This window comes from Polyangiaceae bacterium (assembly GCA_016715885.1).
GTDB lineage: Bacteria > Myxococcota_A > Polyangia > Polyangiales > Polyangiaceae > Polyangium.
The window spans coordinates 42,837-64,142 of sequence record JADJXL010000019.1; the positions used below are offsets into that span (position 1 = coordinate 42,837).

General features: G+C 59.6%; 16 protein-coding genes and 1 tRNA gene. 10 read left to right on the top strand and 7 right to left on the bottom strand.

What is annotated here, in order from left to right; all coding sequences use genetic code 11:
- The first annotated feature begins 19 nt into the window (after nt 1-19).
- Complete coding sequence (locus tag IPM54_24460) at nt 20-1,939, top strand: TrkH family potassium uptake protein (protein ID MBK9262944.1); 1,920 nt, start codon at nt 20-22, stop codon at nt 1,937-1,939.
- Between the two features lies 1 nt (nt 1,940).
- Here the strand turns inward: IPM54_24460 and IPM54_24465 are convergent, their stop codons facing one another.
- Nucleotides 1,941-2,735, bottom strand: a complete 795-nt coding sequence (locus IPM54_24465) for a PhzF family phenazine biosynthesis protein (GenBank protein MBK9262945.1) — start codon at nt 2,733-2,735, stop codon at nt 1,941-1,943.
- Nucleotides 2,736-2,867: 132 nt separating this feature from the next.
- Between IPM54_24465 and IPM54_24470 the strand changes: the two genes are divergently transcribed.
- A complete protein-coding gene (locus IPM54_24470; protein ID MBK9262946.1) occupies nt 2,868-3,299 on the top strand; it encodes a hypothetical protein in 432 nt (143 codons plus the stop codon).
- A gap of 26 nt (nt 3,300-3,325) precedes the next feature.
- Nucleotides 3,326-4,690 (top strand): cytochrome P450, encoded by a 1,365-nt coding sequence (locus tag IPM54_24475; GenBank protein ID MBK9262947.1) that lies wholly within the window; start codon nt 3,326-3,328, stop codon nt 4,688-4,690.
- A 9-nt stretch (nt 4,691-4,699) separates the two neighbouring features.
- Here the strand turns inward: IPM54_24475 and IPM54_24480 are convergent, their stop codons facing one another.
- Nucleotides 4,700-5,575 (bottom strand): aldo/keto reductase, encoded by an 876-nt coding sequence (locus tag IPM54_24480; protein MBK9262948.1) that lies wholly within the window; start codon nt 5,573-5,575, stop codon nt 4,700-4,702.
- An 88-nt stretch (nt 5,576-5,663) separates the two neighbouring features.
- On the opposite strand from IPM54_24480, the gene IPM54_24485 reads away from it, so the two are divergent.
- Nucleotides 5,664-6,200 carry a hypothetical protein gene (locus IPM54_24485; protein ID MBK9262949.1) on the top strand — a complete coding sequence of 179 codons (537 nt, stop codon included), beginning with the start codon at nt 5,664-5,666 and terminating at the stop codon, nt 6,198-6,200.
- A gap of 31 nt (nt 6,201-6,231) precedes the next feature.
- Here IPM54_24485 and IPM54_24490 read toward each other — a convergent pair whose 3' ends face one another.
- Nucleotides 6,232-6,669, bottom strand: coding sequence for an STAS/SEC14 domain-containing protein (locus tag IPM54_24490; protein MBK9262950.1), 438 nt, complete (start codon nt 6,667-6,669; stop codon nt 6,232-6,234).
- Between the two features lie 301 nt (nt 6,670-6,970).
- On the opposite strand from IPM54_24490, the gene IPM54_24495 reads away from it, so the two are divergent.
- Together IPM54_24495 and IPM54_24500 are read left to right on the top strand one after the other, a co-directional pair.
- Nucleotides 6,971-7,546, top strand: coding sequence for a sigma-70 family RNA polymerase sigma factor (locus IPM54_24495; GenBank protein ID MBK9262951.1), 576 nt, complete (start codon nt 6,971-6,973; stop codon nt 7,544-7,546).
- A gap of 216 nt (nt 7,547-7,762) precedes the next feature.
- Nucleotides 7,763-9,880 (top strand): hypothetical protein, encoded by a 2,118-nt coding sequence (locus IPM54_24500; protein MBK9262952.1) that lies wholly within the window; start codon nt 7,763-7,765, stop codon nt 9,878-9,880.
- A gap of 44 nt (nt 9,881-9,924) precedes the next feature.
- Here the strand turns inward: IPM54_24500 and IPM54_24505 are convergent, their stop codons facing one another.
- Together IPM54_24505 and secA are read right to left on the bottom strand one after the other, a co-directional pair.
- A complete protein-coding gene (locus IPM54_24505) occupies nt 9,925-11,940 on the bottom strand; it encodes a hypothetical protein (GenBank protein MBK9262953.1) in 2,016 nt (671 codons plus the stop codon).
- On the bottom strand, nt 11,937-14,975 hold the full coding sequence (secA, locus tag IPM54_24510; GenBank protein ID MBK9262954.1) for a preprotein translocase subunit SecA: 3,039 nt from the start codon (nt 14,973-14,975) through the stop codon (nt 11,937-11,939). The genes IPM54_24505 and secA overlap by 4 nt, the downstream gene beginning before the upstream one ends.
- Before the next feature lie 219 nt (nt 14,976-15,194).
- Here secA and IPM54_24515 point away from each other — a divergent pair.
- From IPM54_24515 to IPM54_24530, 4 genes are all read left to right on the top strand, one after another.
- Nucleotides 15,195-15,276 (top strand) — tRNA-Leu (locus IPM54_24515).
- 385 nt (nt 15,277-15,661) lie between these two features.
- Complete coding sequence (locus IPM54_24520; GenBank protein ID MBK9262955.1) at nt 15,662-16,366, top strand: response regulator; 705 nt, start codon at nt 15,662-15,664, stop codon at nt 16,364-16,366.
- 447 nt (nt 16,367-16,813) lie between these two features.
- Entirely contained in the window at nt 16,814-18,328 is a 1,515-nt protein-coding gene (gene rpoN, locus IPM54_24525) for an RNA polymerase factor sigma-54 (protein MBK9262956.1), read from the top strand.
- 28 nt (nt 18,329-18,356) lie between these two features.
- A complete protein-coding gene (locus IPM54_24530; GenBank protein MBK9262957.1) occupies nt 18,357-19,298 on the top strand; it encodes a hypothetical protein in 942 nt (313 codons plus the stop codon).
- A 101-nt stretch (nt 19,299-19,399) separates the two neighbouring features.
- On the opposite strand, the gene IPM54_24535 is transcribed toward IPM54_24530, so the two are convergent.
- Both IPM54_24535 and IPM54_24540 read right to left on the bottom strand, forming a co-directional pair.
- Entirely contained in the window at nt 19,400-20,092 is a 693-nt protein-coding gene (locus tag IPM54_24535) for an SDR family oxidoreductase (protein MBK9262958.1), read from the bottom strand.
- A gap of 136 nt (nt 20,093-20,228) precedes the next feature.
- Nucleotides 20,229-21,263 (bottom strand): hypothetical protein, encoded by a 1,035-nt coding sequence (locus tag IPM54_24540; protein MBK9262959.1) that lies wholly within the window; start codon nt 21,261-21,263, stop codon nt 20,229-20,231.
- Between the last annotated feature and the right edge of the window lie 43 nt (nt 21,264-21,306).

Sequence of the window (21,306 nt, forward strand, 5' to 3'; positions counted from 1 at the left end):
TGGCTGGGTGAATGCGCGCATGCAACCGCCGGCGCCGCCCGGACTTCCCAAGCCTGAGCAAGAAACGACGGCGTGGCGCCGGGCTCGCGCGTCGCTTCTGCAAGAGCCCGCGTCCGCACAGGCCGTCGTGGCGCTCAAGGCGGGTCTCGCAGCTCCCAGACCGCCCTTCGCTTGGACGCGGCCAGCAACGCTCTTGCTCGGCAGCGCGGCGCTTCTCGCCGTCGACCTCGCGTTGGCCATCACGCCGCGCATCTCGATGATCCTCACCGCCATCGAGACACTGCTCGTGCCCGCATGGATCGTCGCGCTCATCGTGCTCGAGCGAACGGTGGCATCCATGGCGGTGGGACAGGCGCCGGCCGATCGAGGCAAGCGACATTGGGCCGCATTTGGTATCGTCTTGGTGCTCGTCGTCGCCAGCATCATCGAAAAGTGGGTGCTGCTCGCGGTCGCTACGTCCGGCGCACAAACGGACGTGGTCGCGCAATATCGGAGTTACACGGTATTCGTGTTTGTCTTGACGAACATCAGTGTGCTCGGGCGCCGTCCGCTCGAACGATTGCTGGCAACGGCCACGCAGCACCCCGCGCGCCTCATGCTCCTTTCGTTCGGAGTGACTGCGCTTCTCGGGGCTTTCATGCTCACGCTGCCGCAAGCCGTGCGTCGCATCGAGGATGCATCGTTCGTCGATGGATTGTTCATGGCGACGAGCGCCGTGTGTGTGACGGGTCTTTCGGTGCACGACGTTGCCGTCGTTTATACGCCATTTGGCCAAGCCGTCTTGTTGAGTCTCGTGCAAGTGGGCGGGCTTGGCATCATGGCATTGTCGACGTTTTTTGCCATTCTTGCAGGTCGCTCCTTACGACTCCGTGATGCGCGCGTGATGGCGGAAATGATCGACGCCGAATCGTTTTCGAATCTGCGCCGAAGTTTGCGCTCCATCGTGGCGTATACGTTGCTCGCCGAGGGCATTGGGATCTTTTTACTATTGGCCGTTTTCGAGCAATATCCGGAGACGAGCATGCCGCCTACCGAGGGTGCGCCTTTGTCCGGCAGTGGCAGTCTTTGGTGGGCCGCCGTCTTTCACGGTGTCAATGCGTTTTGTCACGGCGGTTTTTCCCTCTTTCGCGAAGGAATGGCGCCGCTCGTCGGTTCCTTGGGGACCAATGCCGTCATCATTTCTCTCATTTTCATTGGAAGCTTGGGATTTCCCGTTCATGACGAGATCATGCGCTGGCTCTACGTGCGTTTGCGCGGCATTCGCCCGACGCGATTGAGTTTGCACACGCGGGTCGTCGTGATGACGACGGCGGTTTTGATCGTCGTTGGAGCCGTTGGATTTCTTGTATTGGAATGGGGCAGGGCGCTCGGTCACTTGTCCGTACCGAACCGATTTCTCGCGGCGCTTTTTCAATCGGTCACGACGCGGTCGGGAGGTTTTCAAACGGTCAATTTTGGCGCCATGTCGCATGCTACGTGGTTCTTCACGTGCGTGCTCATGTTCGTCGGAGGGGCACCCGCATCGACCGGCGGTGGCGTAAAGGTCACGACGGTGGCGGTTTTATATGCCACGCTTCGCGCGGAATTGCGCGGATACGAAGCTCCGCGCCTTTTGGGAAGGACCATTCCCGCGACGATCGTGAGGCGCGCGATGGGCGTCGCTCTGCTCACCGCAACCCTCGTGGCGGGACTGATCTTCATTTTGCTGCTCATCGAACCGGCGCATCCATTTGCCATCGTATTCGAAACGATAAGCGCATTCGGCACCGTTGGGTTATCGACGGGCATTACGACGTCACTCAGCACGGCGGGACGCCTGGCGCTGACGGTGGCGATGTTCATCGGCCGCATCGGGCCGCTCACGCTGGCCTTGGCATTGGCGAATCAGGCCGCATCGCGCGCGTACCGCTTGCCCGAAGAACGAATCGGCATTGGCTGATTCAAAACCGCATGCGCCCTTCGAGCACCAGCACGGCGCCTCCCGTGAGCTCGACGCGGTCGTCGGCGAGCGCGCATTCGAGCTCGCCCCCGCGAGCGCTCACCTGACGCGCGCGCATTCGCGTGCGCCCGAGCCTACCCGACCAATAAGGTACGAGCGTGCAATGAAGTGATCCCGTGACGGGATCCTCCGGCACACCTTTGGCCGGCGCAAAAAACCTCGAAACGAAATCGACATCTGCATCAGCGTCGCTCCCTGGCGCGGTAATGGCCACAGCAAACGTGGGCAATGCCGCAATACGCGCCATGTCGGGTTTCAAGCGACGAACGACGTCGGCATTGTCGTACACCGCCACGAGGTCCCGCGCTTGCAATGCAAACGTGGGCCTCTCGCCAAGGGCCTCGACGAGGTCTCCCGTGACGATCGTCGGCAATGGCGGCCGCGCAGGCAATTCGAGCGACCACTTGCCACCCGCACGCTTGACCACCAATTCACCACTACGCGTGCGAAATGAAACTTGGCTCCAGGTTGGCTCGATTCGCTCGAGGACCACGAAGCCCGACGCGAGCGTTGCATGGCCGCATAACTCGACTTCGACGGTCGGTGTGAACCAACGCAGGTCGAATTCATTTCCACGACGCACGAAAAACGCCGTTTCGGATAGATTGTTTTCGGCAGCAATCGCCAAAAGCGTCTCGTCGGGGAGCCACGTTTCGAGGGGACAAACGGCCGCCGGATTGCCTGCGAACGGTCGATTCGCAAACGCGTCCACTTGGTAGATCGGGATCTCGGTCATCGGGTTTCTCCAGGCCAACGCTCTAGCACGGATTCGCATCGTGCGCGCGGCTCGGCAAGATTCGCCCGCAGGGCGTGTTCTGCCTGGCCGAAGCGCGTGACTTCATACGCCGATTTCTCCTATACTCGGCACATGAAACGAACACAATCCTTTCTCGTGTTTGCCGCGGTCGTGTGTTTCTTCGCAACGAGCGGCTTTTCGTGTGGCGGCAGCGATACCACCGGAAGCAGCTCGAGCAGCTCCAGCAGCACATCGGGCGGCGACGATTGCGGTATGAGCCTCTGCGGTTGCTGGGAAGATACGACCATGACCTTCGACGCGACCGTCGAAGACGCATCCACCATGATGCCTCTTTCTGGCATCGAGCTCTTCTGCAAAGGCGAGGACACCGCCATTGCCGTCAGCGATGCTGCAGGTAAGTTGATTTTCTCCATCGAGACGAAATCCTCGCCCGGTTGTGGATTCGAACGGTGCACCAACATGACGCTGCACGACCCGAACGGAGCGCACATGGACGTCGACGGCACGTATTACACCTTCAACGGCAAAACTCTTTCGATGTAGACAGTGGAAACTTTTGGATGTAGTCAGTGTCTACATCCACTATGACCACCTTTCAGCCCGTAGCGATGGTTCCTCCCGGCCCTCCCTCGTGGACGTTCGTCGATCGCATGCGCATGACCTTCATGCCGCCGCGGCCGCTCGTCAAAGCGCTTGCCATGAAGTATGGCGATACATTTCGGATCAGCATTCCGGAAGAGACGGCCACGTTCACGGGGGATCCGTCGGTCATTCGTGACATTTACACGGCCGATTCGGACGCGTTCGATCCTCGGGGCGTCGATGTGACCGCGCCGATTTTCGGCTTCACGTCGCTCCCTGTATCGACCGGGGCGCGTCACAAGCGTGATCGAAAACTATTATCACCGCCGTTTCAATCGGGCGCGATGAAAAATTATGGATCCACGATGGCCGACATCACGAGGTCCACCTTCTCCGCCCTGATTCCAGGACAAACCTTTTCGCTCCTCGAAGCGGCGCAATCGATGGCGCTCGATGTCATCTTGCGCGTCGTGTACGGCGTCGAAGACGAAGCGGAGCAGCAGAAAACCAGGGCCACGGTGCTCGAGCTCATTCATTCGTTGAGTCCATTCGTGCTCATTTTCCCATGGTTGCGCCGTGATTTCGGTGGTTTGGGGCCTTGGGCGCGCCTCGTGCGCGCGGGCAAAACGCTCGAATCGCTCGTGGTCGAACAAATTCGCAAAAAACGCGCATCGGGGCACCCAGGTGACGATATCATGTCGCTGCTCGTGCGCGTGCGTGATGAAGATGGCGATGCGTTGACGGATGTCGAAATTGCTGAACAATTACGGGCAATTCTTTTTGCTGGACACGAGACGACCGCGATGTCGATCGCAATGCTCGTGGACATGCTCCACAGGCATCCCACGCACCTCGAGCGCGTATTGTCGGAAGTGCATTCGCTGGGGCCCAACGGCGATGCGGCGGAGCTTGCGTCGCTTCCATTTTTGGGCGCCGCGTGTCACGAGGCATTGCGAATGTTTCCGCCGGTCGTGGACGTGGGCCGCGTGATTCGCGAGCCCATGACGCTCGGAAAATATCGATTTGGGCGCAAAGAAGCGATTGTCCCGTCGCCTCTCTTGCTGCACAACCGTGAAGATCTGTATCCAGAACCCGAACGATTTCAGCCCGAGCGGTTTTTGTCGAAAAAGCCGTCACCGTTCGAATTCATCGTTTTTGGCGGGGGAGCGCGACGGTGTCTTGGCGCTGCATTTGCGCTCTTCGAAATGAAAGTAATCGTGGGGACGATGCTGCGCGAATATCGATTTTGGCCCATGGCCGCGAAACCGGTCGAACAAATTCGTCGAGGCATCACGCTGGGGCCGAAAGGGAACGTGCCCATGGTATTCGTGGGCAAGCCTGCGAGCGCTTGACGTTTCGCTTCATCGGCGGTCGAGCTTGTGCGAGACCCAATTTGCCGCATCGAGCACGCGCTCGGCCACGCTCACGGCTTTCATGAATTGCTGCGCATTCGCGGTCCGGTGCACGTGCTGCCCCACGCGCCGCATCCACGCCATTTCATCGTCCGACAGGGGCCCTCGGTCGAGCGCCGCCAAGGCCTCGTCGAGCTCTGCAGCATTCGACGGACCCGTCAAGCAAACATCGACGTTCGGGTTCGTCAGAACGAACCGATAACAATCCGACGCTCTCGGCGCAGGTTCGTCCGAAGGCAAGTATTTCGGATTCAAGAGCGCTCGCCATCTTGTCGCCGTATAAGCGACCACGCCTGGCCGCCGCCGCGATAGGTGCGGAAATACTTCGGATTCAGCGCCCGGATGAGCGGCATTGTAACGCACCATGATCCCGTCGTACGCGGGGTCGTCGATGTACGAGGCAAACGAGGGACGATGATGACATGAAATGAGAATGCCCCGCGCGAGCCCCGCGGCCTTGATTTCGAGCGCTGCATCGACGATGTTTCGCGGCGGAGGATCATTCCACCAACCGAGGAGCAGCAGATCCGTGTAGTCGGTCTTGAAGTCGCGCAAGGCTCGCTCGACGGAGCCGCGCATCAAGGACGCAATGCGCGTGTACGATTGTACGACCAGGACCAAATCTTTGCGGCGTGATGGACCCAGGTTACGAATGGCCTCGGCATACGAAGGACGCCGGGCCGACCCCCAATAAATATAATTCAGTCCGCGCTCGACCGCCCGCTCGACATCCCGCGCCTCGAGCCCGTATGCCGATCCGAGCCCGAGCGGCGTTACGCGCATTTCCGTCGAACCGAAAGCCACCCGCTCCCACGAACATGCCATGATGATTCTCCCGATCTTCGTCGTGCCAGCCGTGGCACTTTAAACCAATTGGCATCGGAGCGCCATCGGCTTCGATCGAAATTCTCGGATGGCGAAAGACGCCCGTGCTATCGTCGACGACATGCGACATCACGGGTTTTTCTTGCCGATCATAGCGTGCATCATCTCATGCGGTGGTGATGCGCCAAAAGTTCATGCGCCGCCTGCAATCCCATCGGCGGCGAAGATCGCGGACAAACCCTGCGTCAATCCTCCCGCGTCGGCATCGGCCGCTGATCCTTCCGCGCCGCCGAAGCGTTACGACGTGAAAACCGTGATGATTCCCATGCGTGACGGCGTGCATCTCGAGACCAGGGTTTTCTCGCCTTTGAATGCGGATGCACCGCTGCCCATGCTCCTCGATCGTGAACCTTATGGTATTCCGAAGGACGAGGCATTTGCGCATGCGCCAGCGGATTTGTACCTGGGGGATGATTTTTATCATAATGGTGCATTTCGCAATCCGCAAAAATACGTAAAAAACATTTTCGAGGCGACCGAAGCGGACTTCATCACGGCCGTGCAGCAGGTGTCCCGTTCACGCGAAGCGCCATCGGCCATCGTGCTTCCCGTGATTGCCAAATAATGCTACGCGCTACGTGATTGTTTCGACAAACTTACGCATCGGGCGCCGCTCGTCTCGCGCGTTCTTCGTCAAACCATGCACGAGCGTCGGCTTCGTCCTTGAAAAAACGAAGAGACGAGGGGCGGCCGAGCATGCGAAGAGCTCGATTGATGACGGATCCCACGGTTTGGAGAGTGAAACTCGCACCCACGAGCGCCGACAAGTGCGGAGGCCTTCCCGCATAGAGCGACTTGATCTCTCCAAGCAGGCCGCTGTCAATCGAAACGGTTTTGTCGACGATGACGAGCAAGTAGACGGCGACGTTATTCGCCCATATTTTTCGCTCCGCAAGCGCCAGCCCGCGCGCGTCGTCCACCGAGATATTGCCATGCACGCGGATCACCATGAGGTCATCGGTGTCGTACGTGACTTCATGCTTTCCGACGTAGGTGATGTGCTGCTGATCTGGATGCGAATCGGTTGACGACATGCGCCGGTGCTCCAGCTCAACATGATGCACGCGCCTCGCGCGGCGTCAATCGTGCTCGTGACAACGCCAATCAAATCGCATTGTCGCGTGCTGCGAGCGGCGCGATGCACGCACGGCATGGGATTCGTCAGTTCGTTGACGACATCGGCACGAACATCGAACGCTCGACGACAATTCCTTAAGACGTGTTCATGGTCGAAGCAAAGTACGTCCTGAACAGAAGGAACTTGATTGACGCGGCGGCATGATCGATTTACTGGGCTCATCGAGGTACTTGGGAGGGAGATGGCCAGTACGCGTCATGCCGACCAAGAATACGACACTCATCACGCAGCTTTTACGTGCTTGGAGTGAGGGTGATAGGGAGGCGCTCAATCGCGTAGCGCCTCTCGTTTATGAAGAAGTTCATCGCATTGCTACGGCGTATATGCAGCGCGAGCGAGCGGGGCATACGTTTACGCCGACGGCGCTCGTTTCGGAAGCGTTTGTCCGCATCGCCGCGGGCGAACCCACGGCGCCGATGGATCGGATCCGTTTTTTGGCGCTCGTGGCAAGCATCATGCGACGTATCCTCGTTGATCACGCGCGCCATGTAGCCGCTCATAAGCGCGGCCAGCGCAAGAACGAGCCCATCGGATTCGACGAGACGCTCATTCCCAACGAGATTCCTGGCGAGCTCGTTGCGCTCGACGAAGCATTGGTTGCGCTTTCGCAGCTCGATGGGCGTAAAGCCCGGGTCATCGAGCTTCATTATTTCGGCGGCATGTCGTACGAGGAAATCGGAGCGGTTTTTGGCGTCTCCGAACGCACGGTGTCCCGCGATATTCGTGCGGCCGAATGTTGGCTTCGTCAGTACATGACGAACGACGACAGTTGATGTCGTGTAATGAAGCAATTTGTCACACATGCTCACACAAGGTCGCTCGCAGCCACGATTGTGTGTGAACACTAACGTGTGGTGACCGCCAAGGGCACACGCTCGTTCAGTGTCGCAATCATGCTGTATTCAAAATTTCGTTCACATGGGGTCAAGGTGCGCAACTGATGCGTGTAGGTAATCGAGACACCCGACCGTGACGAATTTTTTTCGACCATGTCAGGATTGGCTGTCGCTTTACGCCTACATGGATGCGGGTGCGCAATCCACTTCGCGTGTGGTGGTTTTTGTCACTTGAGTGAGGAGTGCCCAATGAACCCACATAAAAGCCAAACAAAGCGAGACGTCCCTCGAGCCCAGGCGATACGCGGCGCAGTACTGATGTGCAGTTTGCTGGTTCTCGCAAACTGCGTTGCATACGACGAAATCAATTATCAAAATGACGAAGAAGAAGTGATTGGCGAGGCAGCCCAGCGTCTCGTGACGGTAACGTCGAGTTATGGGCAGAGCGTTCGAGGCACGGTGGATGGATTCCCATTCCTCATGCTGCGCGGCACGCATACCGAGCGGGGCAAAGCGCACGGCGTGCTCGCGGCTTCGCAAATCATCAGCAGTGTCAATGGCATGGCGGCCTTTCTCAATAGCTCGGGCCCTGTCACGTGGAATGAAGCGATAAGTGGTCTGGTGTATTTCAACCTCCCGGCGCGTTTCAATTCAGAATTGACGGGAATGCTCCAAGGCATTCAGGAAGCGTTGCCCAATCCCAGTAGCCGCATCGTTCCGGCGCTCGGTCGTGAAATCGCCCTGAACGACCTCAAAGTCCTCCAAATCGGAGACATGTTCGAGCTTGCTCAATGCAGCCAATTCTCCGCGTGGGGAACGCTGACGCCCGATGGTGACAACGTCATCGGCCGAAATTGGGATTATGCACCCATTTTCAACATGGCCGACGCCATGATCATCGCGTCCGATCCTACGGAATCGGGCCTCGGATCGACGATGGATGCCATGTGGTTCGGCATGATCGGCAGCGGTATTGCCACCATTCGAGAAGATGGCCTCTACATTTCTGCCAATGACGCCAGCATCGACGAAAATGGATTGCCTTTTGCCAATCCGACGCCTTCGGCTCTCGCCGCGCGCGAGCTTGCGGAAACCATATCGCTGTCCACGGCGCCGTCGTCTTTTGCATCGGGCGTTGCCAATAAAGTACCCTTGTCGCTCATCTTTCATGTCGCTTTTTCCGTGCCTCATCCGCAATCGCTGCTCCCGACGGTCATCGAATACGATGCGAGGGTGAGCGGTGGATTCGGGACCAAGACGCGCACCGCCGTATCGCCGCTGTCGAACGCGATCGTCTTGACCAATCATTTCTTGCTTTCTTCCGGGGCGCCACAACCTTCAGATAGCGTGACCCGGTACAATTCGCTCTACAATGGCATCACGAACCACAAAAACGCGGGGACCAAGATTGGATTCACCGAGGCCCGGAACCTCATGCATGCGGTCTCCAAGTCCAATACGCTTTACACCGCAGTGGTTTGGCCCGGAGAGCGAAAACTCATGGTCGCCACGTCGCCGTCGTCCGGCGTATCGGCCACGAACGGCACGTACAAGACGGTGCTTTGGAATGATATTTTCAACGCCGTTCCGCCTTCGGGCACGACGATTACGCAGCAGCCGGTCGATACGACCGTGACGGTGGGTCAAACGGCGACGTTTACCGTGACTGCCAGCGGGTCGGGGCTCAGTTATCAATGGCAGAAAAACGGAGCCAATATTTCCGGAGCCACGTCATCGAGCTACACGACGCCGGCGGCCCCTTACGACGACAATGGCGCGCAATACCGCTGCGTGGTCAGTTCTTCATCCGGCTCGGTCACCAGCGATTCCGCCACGCTCGTCGTCAACAGCACCGCCACCACGCCAACCGGCTTGCGTGGTCAATACTTTGCAACGACGAACTTCACGAACCTGTACGCGACGTTCACCGACCCGTACATCAACTTCACGTGGGGTTCTCAAGGCGACAACTTCTCCGTTCGGTGGACCGGTCAGGTGCAGCCGCAATACTCGCAAGCGTACACGTTCACGACGACGTCCGACGGGGCCGTGCGCGTCTGGCTGAACAACCAGCTCATCATCGATCACTGGACGCTGCACAATTCGACGGTTTCGATGAGCAGCGCTCCCATTACGTTGGTCGCCGGCCGTAGGTACAACGTTCGCGTGGATTATTACGACACGGTCAATACGTCGGTCATTCAGCTACGGTGGCAAAGCGCGAGTCGGCCGCAGCAGATCATTCCGACGAATCGGCTGTACTTGCCGTAAGGCGCTTGCCCGACCGTGTCGCAATGGCTATCCCAGCCAAACCTTCAGCCGACTGCCCCGCCTAATTGACTCGCCACCTGATGCAGGAGCACCGATTGCTCCACCACACCCGCGACCACATGGTTCCCCTCGGGACCCACCGCTCGGCGCAATGTCGCCAATTCCTGTTGCGATGCCAAGAGCGCCTGTTCCAATTCGACCGCAATGGCCGCCGGCTCGATATCGTCTCGCTCGGATCCAATCGCGGCGTGTTCGAGCTGCGAAATGCGCCACCGCGCCGCTTCGAGATCCGCCTCGGCTCGCGCTGCACGCGTCGCGAGCATGTCGAGCTGCGCCGTCATTGCATTCGGGACCTCCGGTGCCGCCGATGCGACCGCTACCGGACTCGATACCGTCGCCGCCGGCGCCTTGCTCCCTCCATCCGCAGACGGCGAGCCATTCCCAGTCGCACTGCCAGCTCCGGCTCCAAGCGACCGCGCTTCATCCAACTCCTCGACCAGCTCCTTGCCCACGCGAAGCCCTTCCAGAAGGTCTCGCTCGAGCGCCACGATGCGCTGTCCACGCTCGCGCAAACGGCCCTCGAGCGCCTCCAGCTCCGCCGAAAGCGCTTCGCGCTCCGTAGCAAGCTCGGCCACGCGCTTTTCGAGCTGGGCGTTTGTCTCGGCAAAACGATCGCGTTCCTTGAGCATCGCGTCGAGCGCTTCCGCATCCGCGCGACCACGCCGCTCGGCTTCCAGCTTTTCCGCACGCGCTCGCTCGAGCTCGGCTTCCAGCTTGTCGCGTTTCTCCACGAGCGACGGATCCGGCGCCTTCGCTTCCGCTTGCGCCAATCGCTGTTCGAGCTGCGCAACGTGCGCGCGCAAATCCGCACGCTCACTCACGAGATCGTTGAGGCCAATCTCGGCCGCCGCCAGCTCCCCTTCGAGCTCCATCGCACGCGAACGCACCGCCTGCGCTTCCTGCGTGAGCTGCTCGATACGTTCTTTCGTTCCCGGAACTTCTTTTGGACCGCGCGACAAACCGAGCTCCACCTCGGCCTTCGTCCGCGCCTTTTTCTCGTCGTCGAGCTGCTTGGCAAGCTTGGTTGCACGATCCCGCTGCCGCCGCAGCTCTTCCTCGAGGTCCCGAATCTGATGCGTCAAACGCTCGGCGCGTACGTGCGTATCGGCTGCACGCGACTCGACCTCGCGCAATTTTTCGAGCTTCTCTTCGAGCTCTGCCATACGCGCGACCGACTTCTGTGCGCGCAATGCATGCTCTTCGAGCGCCGCACGTTGTTCCACTTCGCGCACGGCAATCGCAGCCAGTTCTTTGGCATGAACCTCTGCGGCACCTGACGTGCTTTCGGCTGCGGCCGTGGCCCCCGTTGCTTTGCGCACATCGGCAAGCGCGAGCTCCACGACGACGAAAGGATCGAGCGAGATCTTCCGCTCGCTTGCCACAGCGATGAAGACCTCGGGTTCTTCTGTGACATCGAGCAGCGACGTGTCGACGCTGACTTCCAATTCACCGGACGCACCGAAGTCCGCCAGGGTGTACCCGACGAACGGCGCTTGGCCGAGCATTCGAACGACTGGGAACTGGAGCGATACGAGATCGTAGAGGCCGTAGTAGTCGGTGGAGGAGAGTTTGTCCGAACCGGGTTTGTCGAGGAGCCTGCGTGGTGCTTCGGCGTTGGACGACGCGACGACGGCGACGCCCGTCGAGCCCACGAGTCGCCGCATTTTGCGTAGTGCGTCGGTTGGTTCGGAGAACACGGTCAAGTCGGGGATGACGACGACGTCGAAAGCGCCGTCGCGAACCCCGAGGTCACCTTCGAGCACGGCGTGCGTCAGATGCCGCGGCCTTTGGCCCGCCGTACGCGCCAAGACTTCGGCCACGCGTGCTGCATTGGGATCGTAGACGTGCACGAGCCGCGCGCCGCGATCGACGAGCCTCTCACCGAACGCCAGCGTCACATCGCCGAGCACCGCCACGCGACGCCCGCGGACGAGACGCTCGAGGTAGGCCGCAAGGGCCATGGAGGGATGCGTGGGACGCATGGCGCCGGGCTCGATCATACGGACGCCTCTTCCTCGTCACCGGCGCCATGGCACTTCTGGAATGGTTTGCCGCTACCACACGGGCACTCCATGTCCGCCGTGACCACTGGCTCTTGCACGGGCGGCTGTTCGGAAGCGCCCGCCGGCAGCTCCTCGTCGTGATGCGCCACCGCATGCTCGAGCTCGGCTGCATGCCGCGCCAGATCGCTCGCTTCGATGGCTTGCTCTTCTTCCTCGCGACGCACTTTCACGTGGAAGACCTTCGTCGCCACGTTCGACTGCACGCGCGCCACCATCGTCACGAAGAGGTTGTAGCCCTCCTTCTTGTACTCCTGCTTCGGGTCCTTCTGGCCGTACCCGCGTAGACCAATGCCGTCACGCAGGTGGTCCATGTCGGTCAAGTGATCGACCCAGGACTTGTCGAGCTCCTCCAAGTAGATGTGGCGGAAGATGCGCAGAAGGAGCTCCGTTCCGATCTCCTTCTCGCGCGCTTCGAACGCTTTCTCTGCGCGGTCGAACAAGTCGTGCGCGAGCTCTTGAATGTCGGCGTGTTCGGCGATGTCGTCGGGTAGCTCGATCCCGAAGTGGTCCTTGAAGCCCTGGAAAATCCCGCCCCAATCCCAATCCTCCGGCGGCTTCCGCGGCGGGCATGACTCTTCCACCATCGACGCGATGATTCCGTCGAGCAGGTCGAGCAACCGTTCGCGTTGTTCGGTCAATGCGAGCGGGATTGTCGAGACGCACTCGTCGAAGATCTCGGCCGCTTTGTCTTCGCGGTTCTCGAAGTCGACCTTCACGCCGTAGCGCGTGTAGATTTCCTTTTGCAGGTTCGACACTTCGACGAACTTCTCGATCTTCTCGAAGTCCTTGCGCGAGAGCGTTCGCGGGTTGCCGTCCTTGTCGCGAGGCATCACGGGATCGGCGGCGAACATGCCGAGCAAGTACCCAACATCGGGCGTGACATCCTCGACGATGCGCGCGAGCGGCTTGATCGTTCGCTTCTCGCCCGTGGGTTTGCCGTCTTCATCGACCATGTCGGGGAAGTAACGACCCATGAGGATTTGCTGGCGCACTTCGTAGATGTTCTTGCGCTGCGCATTCATCACGTCGTCGTACTCGAGCAGGTTCTTGCGGATGTCGAAGTTGCGTTCTTCGACCTTCTTCTGCGCGTTTTCGACGCTCTTGGTCACCCACGGATGCTCGATGGGCTCGTCGTCCGGCATGCCCATCTTTTCCATCAGGTTCTTGACTCGATCGCCGGCGAAGATGCGCATGAGATCGTCTTCGAGCGACAGGTAGAAACGCGACAAACCCGGATCGCCTTGGCGACCTGCGCGACCGCGGAGCTGGTTGTCGATGCGGCGCGATTCGTGTCGTTCGGTGCCGACGATGTAAAGACCGCCGACGGCTCGGATCTCTTCGCCTTCCTCCTGACAGCTCTTGCGAAGCTCTTCGACGAGCGCTTCGAACGCTTCGGGCTCCGCTTCGGGCAAACGGTTTTGCTCTTTGAAACGCAGCTTCGCGAGCATCTCGGGGTTGCCGCCGAGCAAGATGTCGGTGCCGCGGCCGGCCATGTTCGTGCTGACGGTGATCGCGCCTTTGCGACCCGCCTGCGCCACGACGTACGCCTCGTTCTCGTGTTGCTTGGCGTTCAAAACACTGTGCTTGATCTTCTTCTTCGTGAGGATCTTGCTGATCGCCGCGCTCTTCTCGACGCTCGTCGTACCCACGAGAATGGGTTGTCCCTTCTCGTGCTTTTCCATGATCTCGTTGACGACGGCCGTGAACTTCTCGCGCTCCGTCTTGTAAACGACGTCTTGTTCATCGACGCGAATGCACGGCTTGTTCGTCGGAATCATCACGACGTCGAGCTTGTACGTGCTGTGAAACTCGGACGCTTCGGTATCGGCGGTGCCGGTCATGCCCGAGAGCTTCTTGTAGATGCGGAACAGGTTCTGGAACGTGATCGTCGCCATCGTGCGGCTCTCTTCCTGAATCCGCACGTTTTCCTTGGCTTCGACGGCTTGGTGCAGACCATCGGACCACCTTCGCCCGATGAGCACGCGCCCCGTGAACTCGTCGACGATGAGCACCTTGCCATCACGCACCAGGTAGTTGACGTCGCGCTTGTAGAGCGAGTGCGCGCGAAGGCACTGGTTCATGATGTGGAGCGTCTCGAGGTTGACCGGGTCGTAGAGGTTTTTCCCTTGGATCGCGCCGATCGCCTTGAGGAGCTTTTCGGCCATCTCCACGCCGTCGTCGGTGAGCGTGACGGTGTGGCCTTTCTCGTCGACGTTGTAGTGCTCTTCGTTGCGCAGGCGCGGGATGATCTCGTTGATGACGCGGTACTTGTCGCTCGAACGTTCACCCTGACCGCTGATGATGAGCGGCGTGCGCGCTTCGTCGATGAGGATCGAATCGACTTCGTCGACGATGGCGTAGTTGAGCGGGCGCTGCTGATAGTCGAGCGCCGAGAACTTCATGTTGTCGCGCAAGTAGTCGAAGCCGAACTCGTTGTTCTGCCCGTACGTGATGTCGCAGCGATACGCTTCGTGTTTGTCCGAGTCGTTCTGCTGGTTGACCACGACGCCCGTGGTCAAACCGAGCGCGCCGTAGAGCTTGCCCATCCATTCGGCATCGCGTTTGGCCAAGTAGTCGTTGACCGTGATGACGTGGACGCCTTTGCCTTCGAGCGCGTTCAAGTAGCAGGCGAGCGTCGCGACGAGCGTCTTGCCTTCGCCCGTGCGCATCTCGGCGATGGAGCCTTGATGCAGCACCATGCCTCCGATGAGCTGCACGTCGTAGTGGCGCATGCGGAGCGTTCGGCGCGACGCTTCACGACACACCGCAAAGGCTGGAATCAAGAGGTCGTCCAGCGTCGCGCCGTTGTCGAGCTGCGTCTTGAAGTCCGCCGTTTTTGCCCGAAGCTCTGCGTCCGAGAGCTTCTTCATGTCTTTCTCGAGCGCCCCAATGGCTTCGACCTTCGGACGCAACCGACGTACGGCACGCTCGTGCGAGGTGCCGAAGAGCTTCTTCATCGCCCAGGTGAGCATCGTTTTTCGCCTTGGCTCCGTTCGGGTTCGTAGAGGCCCGATCTCTTGCGGCCTTTGAAAGGCGCGGAGCCTGCCGAACGTAGTCCGGGAGGCAAGATCGTGCAATGAAACCGTGGGCCCTGGCCGCCCATTCCCCGTCTCCAGGAACTTTTGGTACGGGGGGGAGGCTCCAGCATGAGGTGCAAAGGCTGGCGGGGGCTGCTAGCATCCGGCCCGCACGCACGAGTGGCGGAACTGGCATACGCACCGGGTTTAGGTTCCGGCGCCGAGAGGCATGAGGGTTCAACTCCCTCCTCGTGCACCGTTTTAATAGTGGGTCTGGATTTGGACGCTCGCGTAGCGCACGTGGGACGCGCGCTTCGCGAGAGTTTTGTTTACGATGGCGAGGCTCGGCCCCCCCATACCCCCCCGGGGTCGGATCGCTGACGGGCCTTCGAACGCTGGTTGCGCGTGGGTTTGTCCGAATTCCTACGCGCCCGTAACATTCCCACGCGCAAGCTTCCGGGCTTGCCTCGAGTCCGTCCGAGCAGGCCGTTGGCTCCGGCCCAGGTGCACGTTTCGATCCATGCCGTCCACGCTCGATGAACGCTGGAAAGCCGCGGTATTTTTGAATTTTCGCGACGCCTCATGCCCCCACTGACACGACATGCTGGTCGGCGCTCTTTCCACGTTCGCGACGCAGTGTCGTGGGAACAAAGCGCGCACGTGACGTCGCTTCGGCGTCCACGGACACCGACGTCCTCGTTTCGGTGTCCGTTTTGCCCGCCGACGAAACCTTGCGAGCATCGTTCGGGTACAGACGCGGGGCCAAACCGACGACCACATGCATGGACAATTGCCCGATTTACCAGGGTAACAACGTAGTTCCCGTGAGCACCGTCACCGAACATCGACGCGCGATCGAGGCAGGCACGCGCTCTGCAAGGTGCGCCTCCGCCATGATGAACGTATCGAACATCCTGCTTCTCGACGAAGAAGATCTCATGCGCGAAGCTACCGCGCTTTTACTCGCAAACCGAGGTGCTCGAGTCACGAAATCCGCGACGATCGACGATGCCCTCGCGCAGTTGGAAAGACGAACCTACGATGTCGTCATCATTGACGTGCACGCGGATTCGCTGAATCCTGCGCAGGTCATCGAGCGCATCGTCGAGAAGGTGACTTCCGACGCACGCGTCATCGTTTGTTCCGAAAAACCCGTGCCGACTGTCGACCCGAGCAGCATCAGCCACGTGCTCGTCAAGCCGTATCCATTCGACCGACTCGTCGAAGCGGCATTCGCATCTCGATCACCCGGCACGCGAAGCGCTCGTCCCATCGTCAAGGCGCCGAGCCGACGGATCACGACGCATCGCCGCAGCGCTCCGCTCATGAGACGCGGCAGGGCTTGATGAACAAGGTGGAAGCCGTGCCCTGACTTGGACGCTCGCTTCGCGCGCGTGGGACGCGCGCTTCGCGAGGTTTGGTTCACGTTGGGGGTCCGAGGCTCGCCTCCCGGTGCTTTTGCTTGCGCAAAAGCACGGCGAGGCTCGGCCCCCCCAAACCCCCCGAGTTCGAATCGCGCGCCAAGTCCCAAAACCCAGGCCCGGCTTCAAATCCCAACCCCACCTTAATTTTGTGTTCCCTGGACGGACGTGCTTCGGAACACAATCCGTGACTTTCAAGCTTGACGCCAGCCGAGCGACTTTTCGTACCAAGACTTGAAAGCAAGACTCGGGCCGAAGCACTTTCGGTGCTAGTGTGGATGCGGAGTCGGGCACCCAGGTTGTCAAAAACCTGCCATTTGCTCCGGCAAACGCGCCGGCGCAGGTCGTGTTCGACCCGGTAGGGAGCTGTCGATGGGCATGGAGATGAAACTCCAGTTCAAGCTGTCCCAGCAGTTGGTGATGACACCACAGCTGGTGCAGGCGATTCGGCTCTTGCAGCTGTCTCGCCTCGAACTGGTCGAGGAAATCCGCAAAGAGCTCGACGGCAACCCGCTCCTAGCGGACGACGGGGGTGCCGATACGACGAGCTCACGCGAAACCGTCAACGGTACGCGTGATACGTCGAACGTCGATGGGGCAAGGAACGAGCGGATTGCGGAGCATTCCGATACGGATCTGGCCGCACGTGACACGGAAAAACGGGTCAAAGAGGTCGACTGGGAGCAGTTCCTCGAAAACCGACAGCTCCAGCAAGTTCCCCCTGGGCAGCGCTCGGGCTTCGAAGAACTGCCTCCCATCGAACAGAACCTGTCGCGGAGCACGAGCCTGCGAGAGCATCTCTCGTTCCAGCTCCAGATGAGTGACTTCGTCGACAACGAGCGCATGTTCGCCGAGCTCGTCATCGGCAATCTGGACGACCGTGGCTACCTCGATCTCTCGGGCGGGGAAAACCCAGACGGGACCAAACGACCGGACCTCACGATCGAAGACCTTGCAACAGAAGCGGGTCTCGACCCCGAAGATGCCCCGTTTGTCTTGGCCATGATCCAGCGTTTCGATCCCATCGGCGTTGCGGCGCGTGATCTCGGTGAGTGTCTGCGGGTGCAAGCCGAAGTGCTCGGTTACGACGAAATCGAGCAGGCCATCATCAAAGACCACTTGCACAACGTCGAGCGGCGTAACTTTGGTGCCATCGCCAAAGCACTGAAGATCAGCACCGACGAAGTGTGCGACGCGGTGCAAGAAATCCAGAAGCTCGAAAGCGTTCCCGCGCGCAACTTTGCCGAGGTCGACGACAAGACGATTGCCATCACGCCCGACGTCTACGTGTTCAAGGATCACGAGCAGTGGGTCGTCACGGACAACGACAAGGGGCTGCAGCGGCTCTTCATCAACGAAAATCTCGCGCAGCGGATGCTGAAGGATCCGAAGGCGAAAGAATTCATCAGCGAGAAGTTGCGGAGCGCGCAGTGGCTCATACGCGCCATCGAACAGCGAAGGCGCACCATCATCAAAGTGACCGAATGCATCGTCGAAAAGCAGAAAGATTTTCTCGAGCGCGGCGTTGCGCACTTGAAACCCATGATCCTGCGTGACATCGCCGAAGCCGTCGGGATGCACGAGTCGACGATTTCACGCGTCACGTCGAACAAGTACGTGCACACGCCGCAGGGCCTCTTCGAGCTCAAGTACTTCTTCAACTCGTCGATCCAGCGCGTGGCGGACGAAGACATCGCATCGGAGAGTGTCAAGCAGGCGATCAAGAAAATCATCGCCGCCGAAGACAAGAACAATCCGCTCAGCGATCAAGCCATCGTCAAGATCCTCGAAGACCAGGACGGCATTCGGATCGCGCGGCGCACGGTGGCGAAATACCGCGAGATGCTCGGCATTTTGCCGTCGTCCAAACGCAAGAAGATGTTCTGATTGCGAATTTTCGCCAAGACAAACTCCCATGGGCGACAAACTCACCGCCGAACGGCTGTTCACGCAGGTCTTCCAACCTCATTACCCGGCCGACGTAAGATTCGACCTGGACAAGGCTCGAAACGAAGACGCCAATCCGGGAAACAATCCGCACATTCTGCAAAAGCTCGATGAAATCGCGGACGTCTTTGCGCATCTCGCGCCCAAAGCGCTCGATGCGAAAGACCTCGTGCTCGACCGTTCGGACGCGTCGGTGCACCTCTTGGGCGCAAAAATCACCAAGGAAAAACGCGACCGTTGGCTCGAAAAACCATCTCCGAACGAACCACCCTTTCTGCTGCAATTCGTGACGCATGGAGCCATCTATGTAGGCGCGTGCGTCGTGAAAAACCACGGCGGGGTTTGGCGGCTGCGTAGGCCGCTATGGGAATCGGTCGTGCGGCTCGAATCGGCAGCGGGAACGGGCGATTTGGCAATATTTTCGTGGTGGCTGAAGGCTCTGTCGGACGCGGAGATCGGTGAAAATCGATTGGGGGATAGGTACCGGACGCACGTCGAAGTGCCCACGTTCGATGCGAAGGCGCTATCCGTGATTGCACCTCCCGACAGGCGTATGCCGAAATTGACGAAGGTGCGGTACGACCTGCTTTACAAGCATTTGCGGGCGCATTTGCCGGAATTGCGCAGCGTGGGGGACGACTTTCCGTCGCCCGAGCGCTTTGCGGAGTTGTCGTTCAAGAGCTTGGACTTCGTGTGGCTCGGCGGTGGGCGAATGCTTTTGATGCACGGCCCGACGCCCGAAGGCGTGCACCTTTTTTGGCTGGATGCAAATGGATTCGTCAAAAGTGCGTTTTACCCGGCCGATGCGTTTCCCGCGCATATCGTGGAAACCGAAGGGGACAAACTGCGCGTCATCGTGAGCATTGGCGGCGAGATGCGCGTGCACGAAATGTTGTGGTGGGGCGCGTAAAACCGGTTCTCGGTGCGCTCATTGAATACGCCGAGTGACATCGTCACTTGTTCGGAAAAGGCTACTCGAAACACCAAGGTGTCATCCAGGACGCGAACGTATCACCACGGAATTGCGTTGCCTGCAAAGTCGAAGAAGGTGCCCGAGTCGGCTGGGCCGCGGCGATCGATTTGCGCAATCATTCCCGCAACCGATTCTTCGACGTGGGTTGGCGCGTAGGGACCTCCCATGGCCGTTTGCACCCACCCCGGGTGGACGATGAGCACGGTAAAACCTTCTGAGCGAAGATCGATAGCCAAATTTTTACAGGCGATGTTCAAAGCAGCCTTGCTCATACGATAGCCATAAAAATCACTGCTCGTGTCGTTCTCGATGGAGCCCACTTTACTCGACAATATCACGATTTTTCGCGCCGAGCCTCGACGCAGATGAGGCAAAAATGCCATGGTGACGCGTAATGTTCCAATGGCATTCGTCGTAATCGTCCGAGCCAGGTCATCAAAATCCATGTCCACGAATGCCTGGCGACTTCCAAAAATGCCCGCATTGTTGACGAGCAAGTCGACTGAAGTGTCATTGCCGATGGCTTCGGCGAAGGCCTTGACGCTCGAGTCATCCGCGATGTCGCATGGCAAAATGCGAAGTCTGCCGCCCGCGCCCGCCGCGAGCGCCGACAATTCGCGCGCGGATTCGGGATGGCGTACGCCTGCGTCCACTCGATTGCCGCGTTCGAGGTACTGGCGAACGAATTCGAGCCCAATGCCACGGTTTGCCCCAGTGATGACGACGTGCATGGTGACGTCGTCATAGCATGAGCACCAGGCCATGAGAAAGAGGGTTTTTGGGGTTATTGCGGTGGCGTCGGTGCGGCTGCCGGGGGCTATGCAGCCGAGCGCGCCTCGCTGTGGCTTCTGCCGAGGGAGCCGGCTCCTAGGGCGTATTCGCGGGCGGGGCCTTTTCGGGCGTCGATTGCACATCGGCCTTTTTCTTTTCGGGCAAAAGATCACCCGTGATGTTGAGTGCAGCGACGATGTACGGCACGGCCTGAGAAACGTCTTGCCCCGTGCGATACGGGGATTTCAGCCACCAATTCATGACGAGCAAAACCGTCGGTTCGAGGGATGCTCCGTCGGGCTTTTTGAACGTCCACGCAGCGATGGGACCCGCGCGATGAATCGATCCCGGCGCATTGGCCTGGTCGTCACCCGGCGCGAAATGGTAGTCCTCGTAAAACGCTCGTCCCATCGTATAACGAATACCGAGCGTGAGGCGGCTGTCGAGCGCCTGAAAAAGCAGATCGGCGTCGTTCGTCATCCAAAAGCCGTCATTGCCCGTGAGCAAGTCGTAAAAGATGTCGTAGAAGACGCGATCCCCTTTTCGGAGGGACATTTTCGGCCGGCCGAAGCGAAACTGATCGCGCACGACGACCGGTCCGAATTTGAATTGCAGATTGGCGCCGAAGATGAATTGGCTGCCGAACGTCGAATAATTCTTGGCGGGGTCGCCTTTCGGCAGTTCGCCGCGCCGTTCGAGCTCGGTGTCGGAATAATTGACCCGCGTCGCATCCGCGGTGGGATACGATTGCAAGAAATTGAATGCGCCGAAATAGCCGATGTATTCGTAGATGCCCCAGAGCTGCAAGAAGCTCGCAGGCTGGATTTCAATCGTCGGCCCACCTCGAAGAAACGCGCCGCTCAGCGCGGGCGCCACGCCGAGCGCGATGAAGTTGTCGCGAAACGCGAGTTTTTCACTTTTATACAATCGATAACGGTACGTAATGCGGGCATCCGAAATGAGGCCGAGCGGGTTCCAGCGAAAGAGCGTGAGGTCGCGATATACAATACGATGCTGCGGCGGCGGACCCTCACGATACGCCTGAGCGCTTGCATCGGGCGCCGCAGCGAAAAGGGCGGCAGACGCGGTCAACGTGGCCAGCAAAGCTCGATGGACGCGGCGTACGGGCACAATGACTCTCCTTGTCGGTGACGTTGGCAGCACGACGGAATGC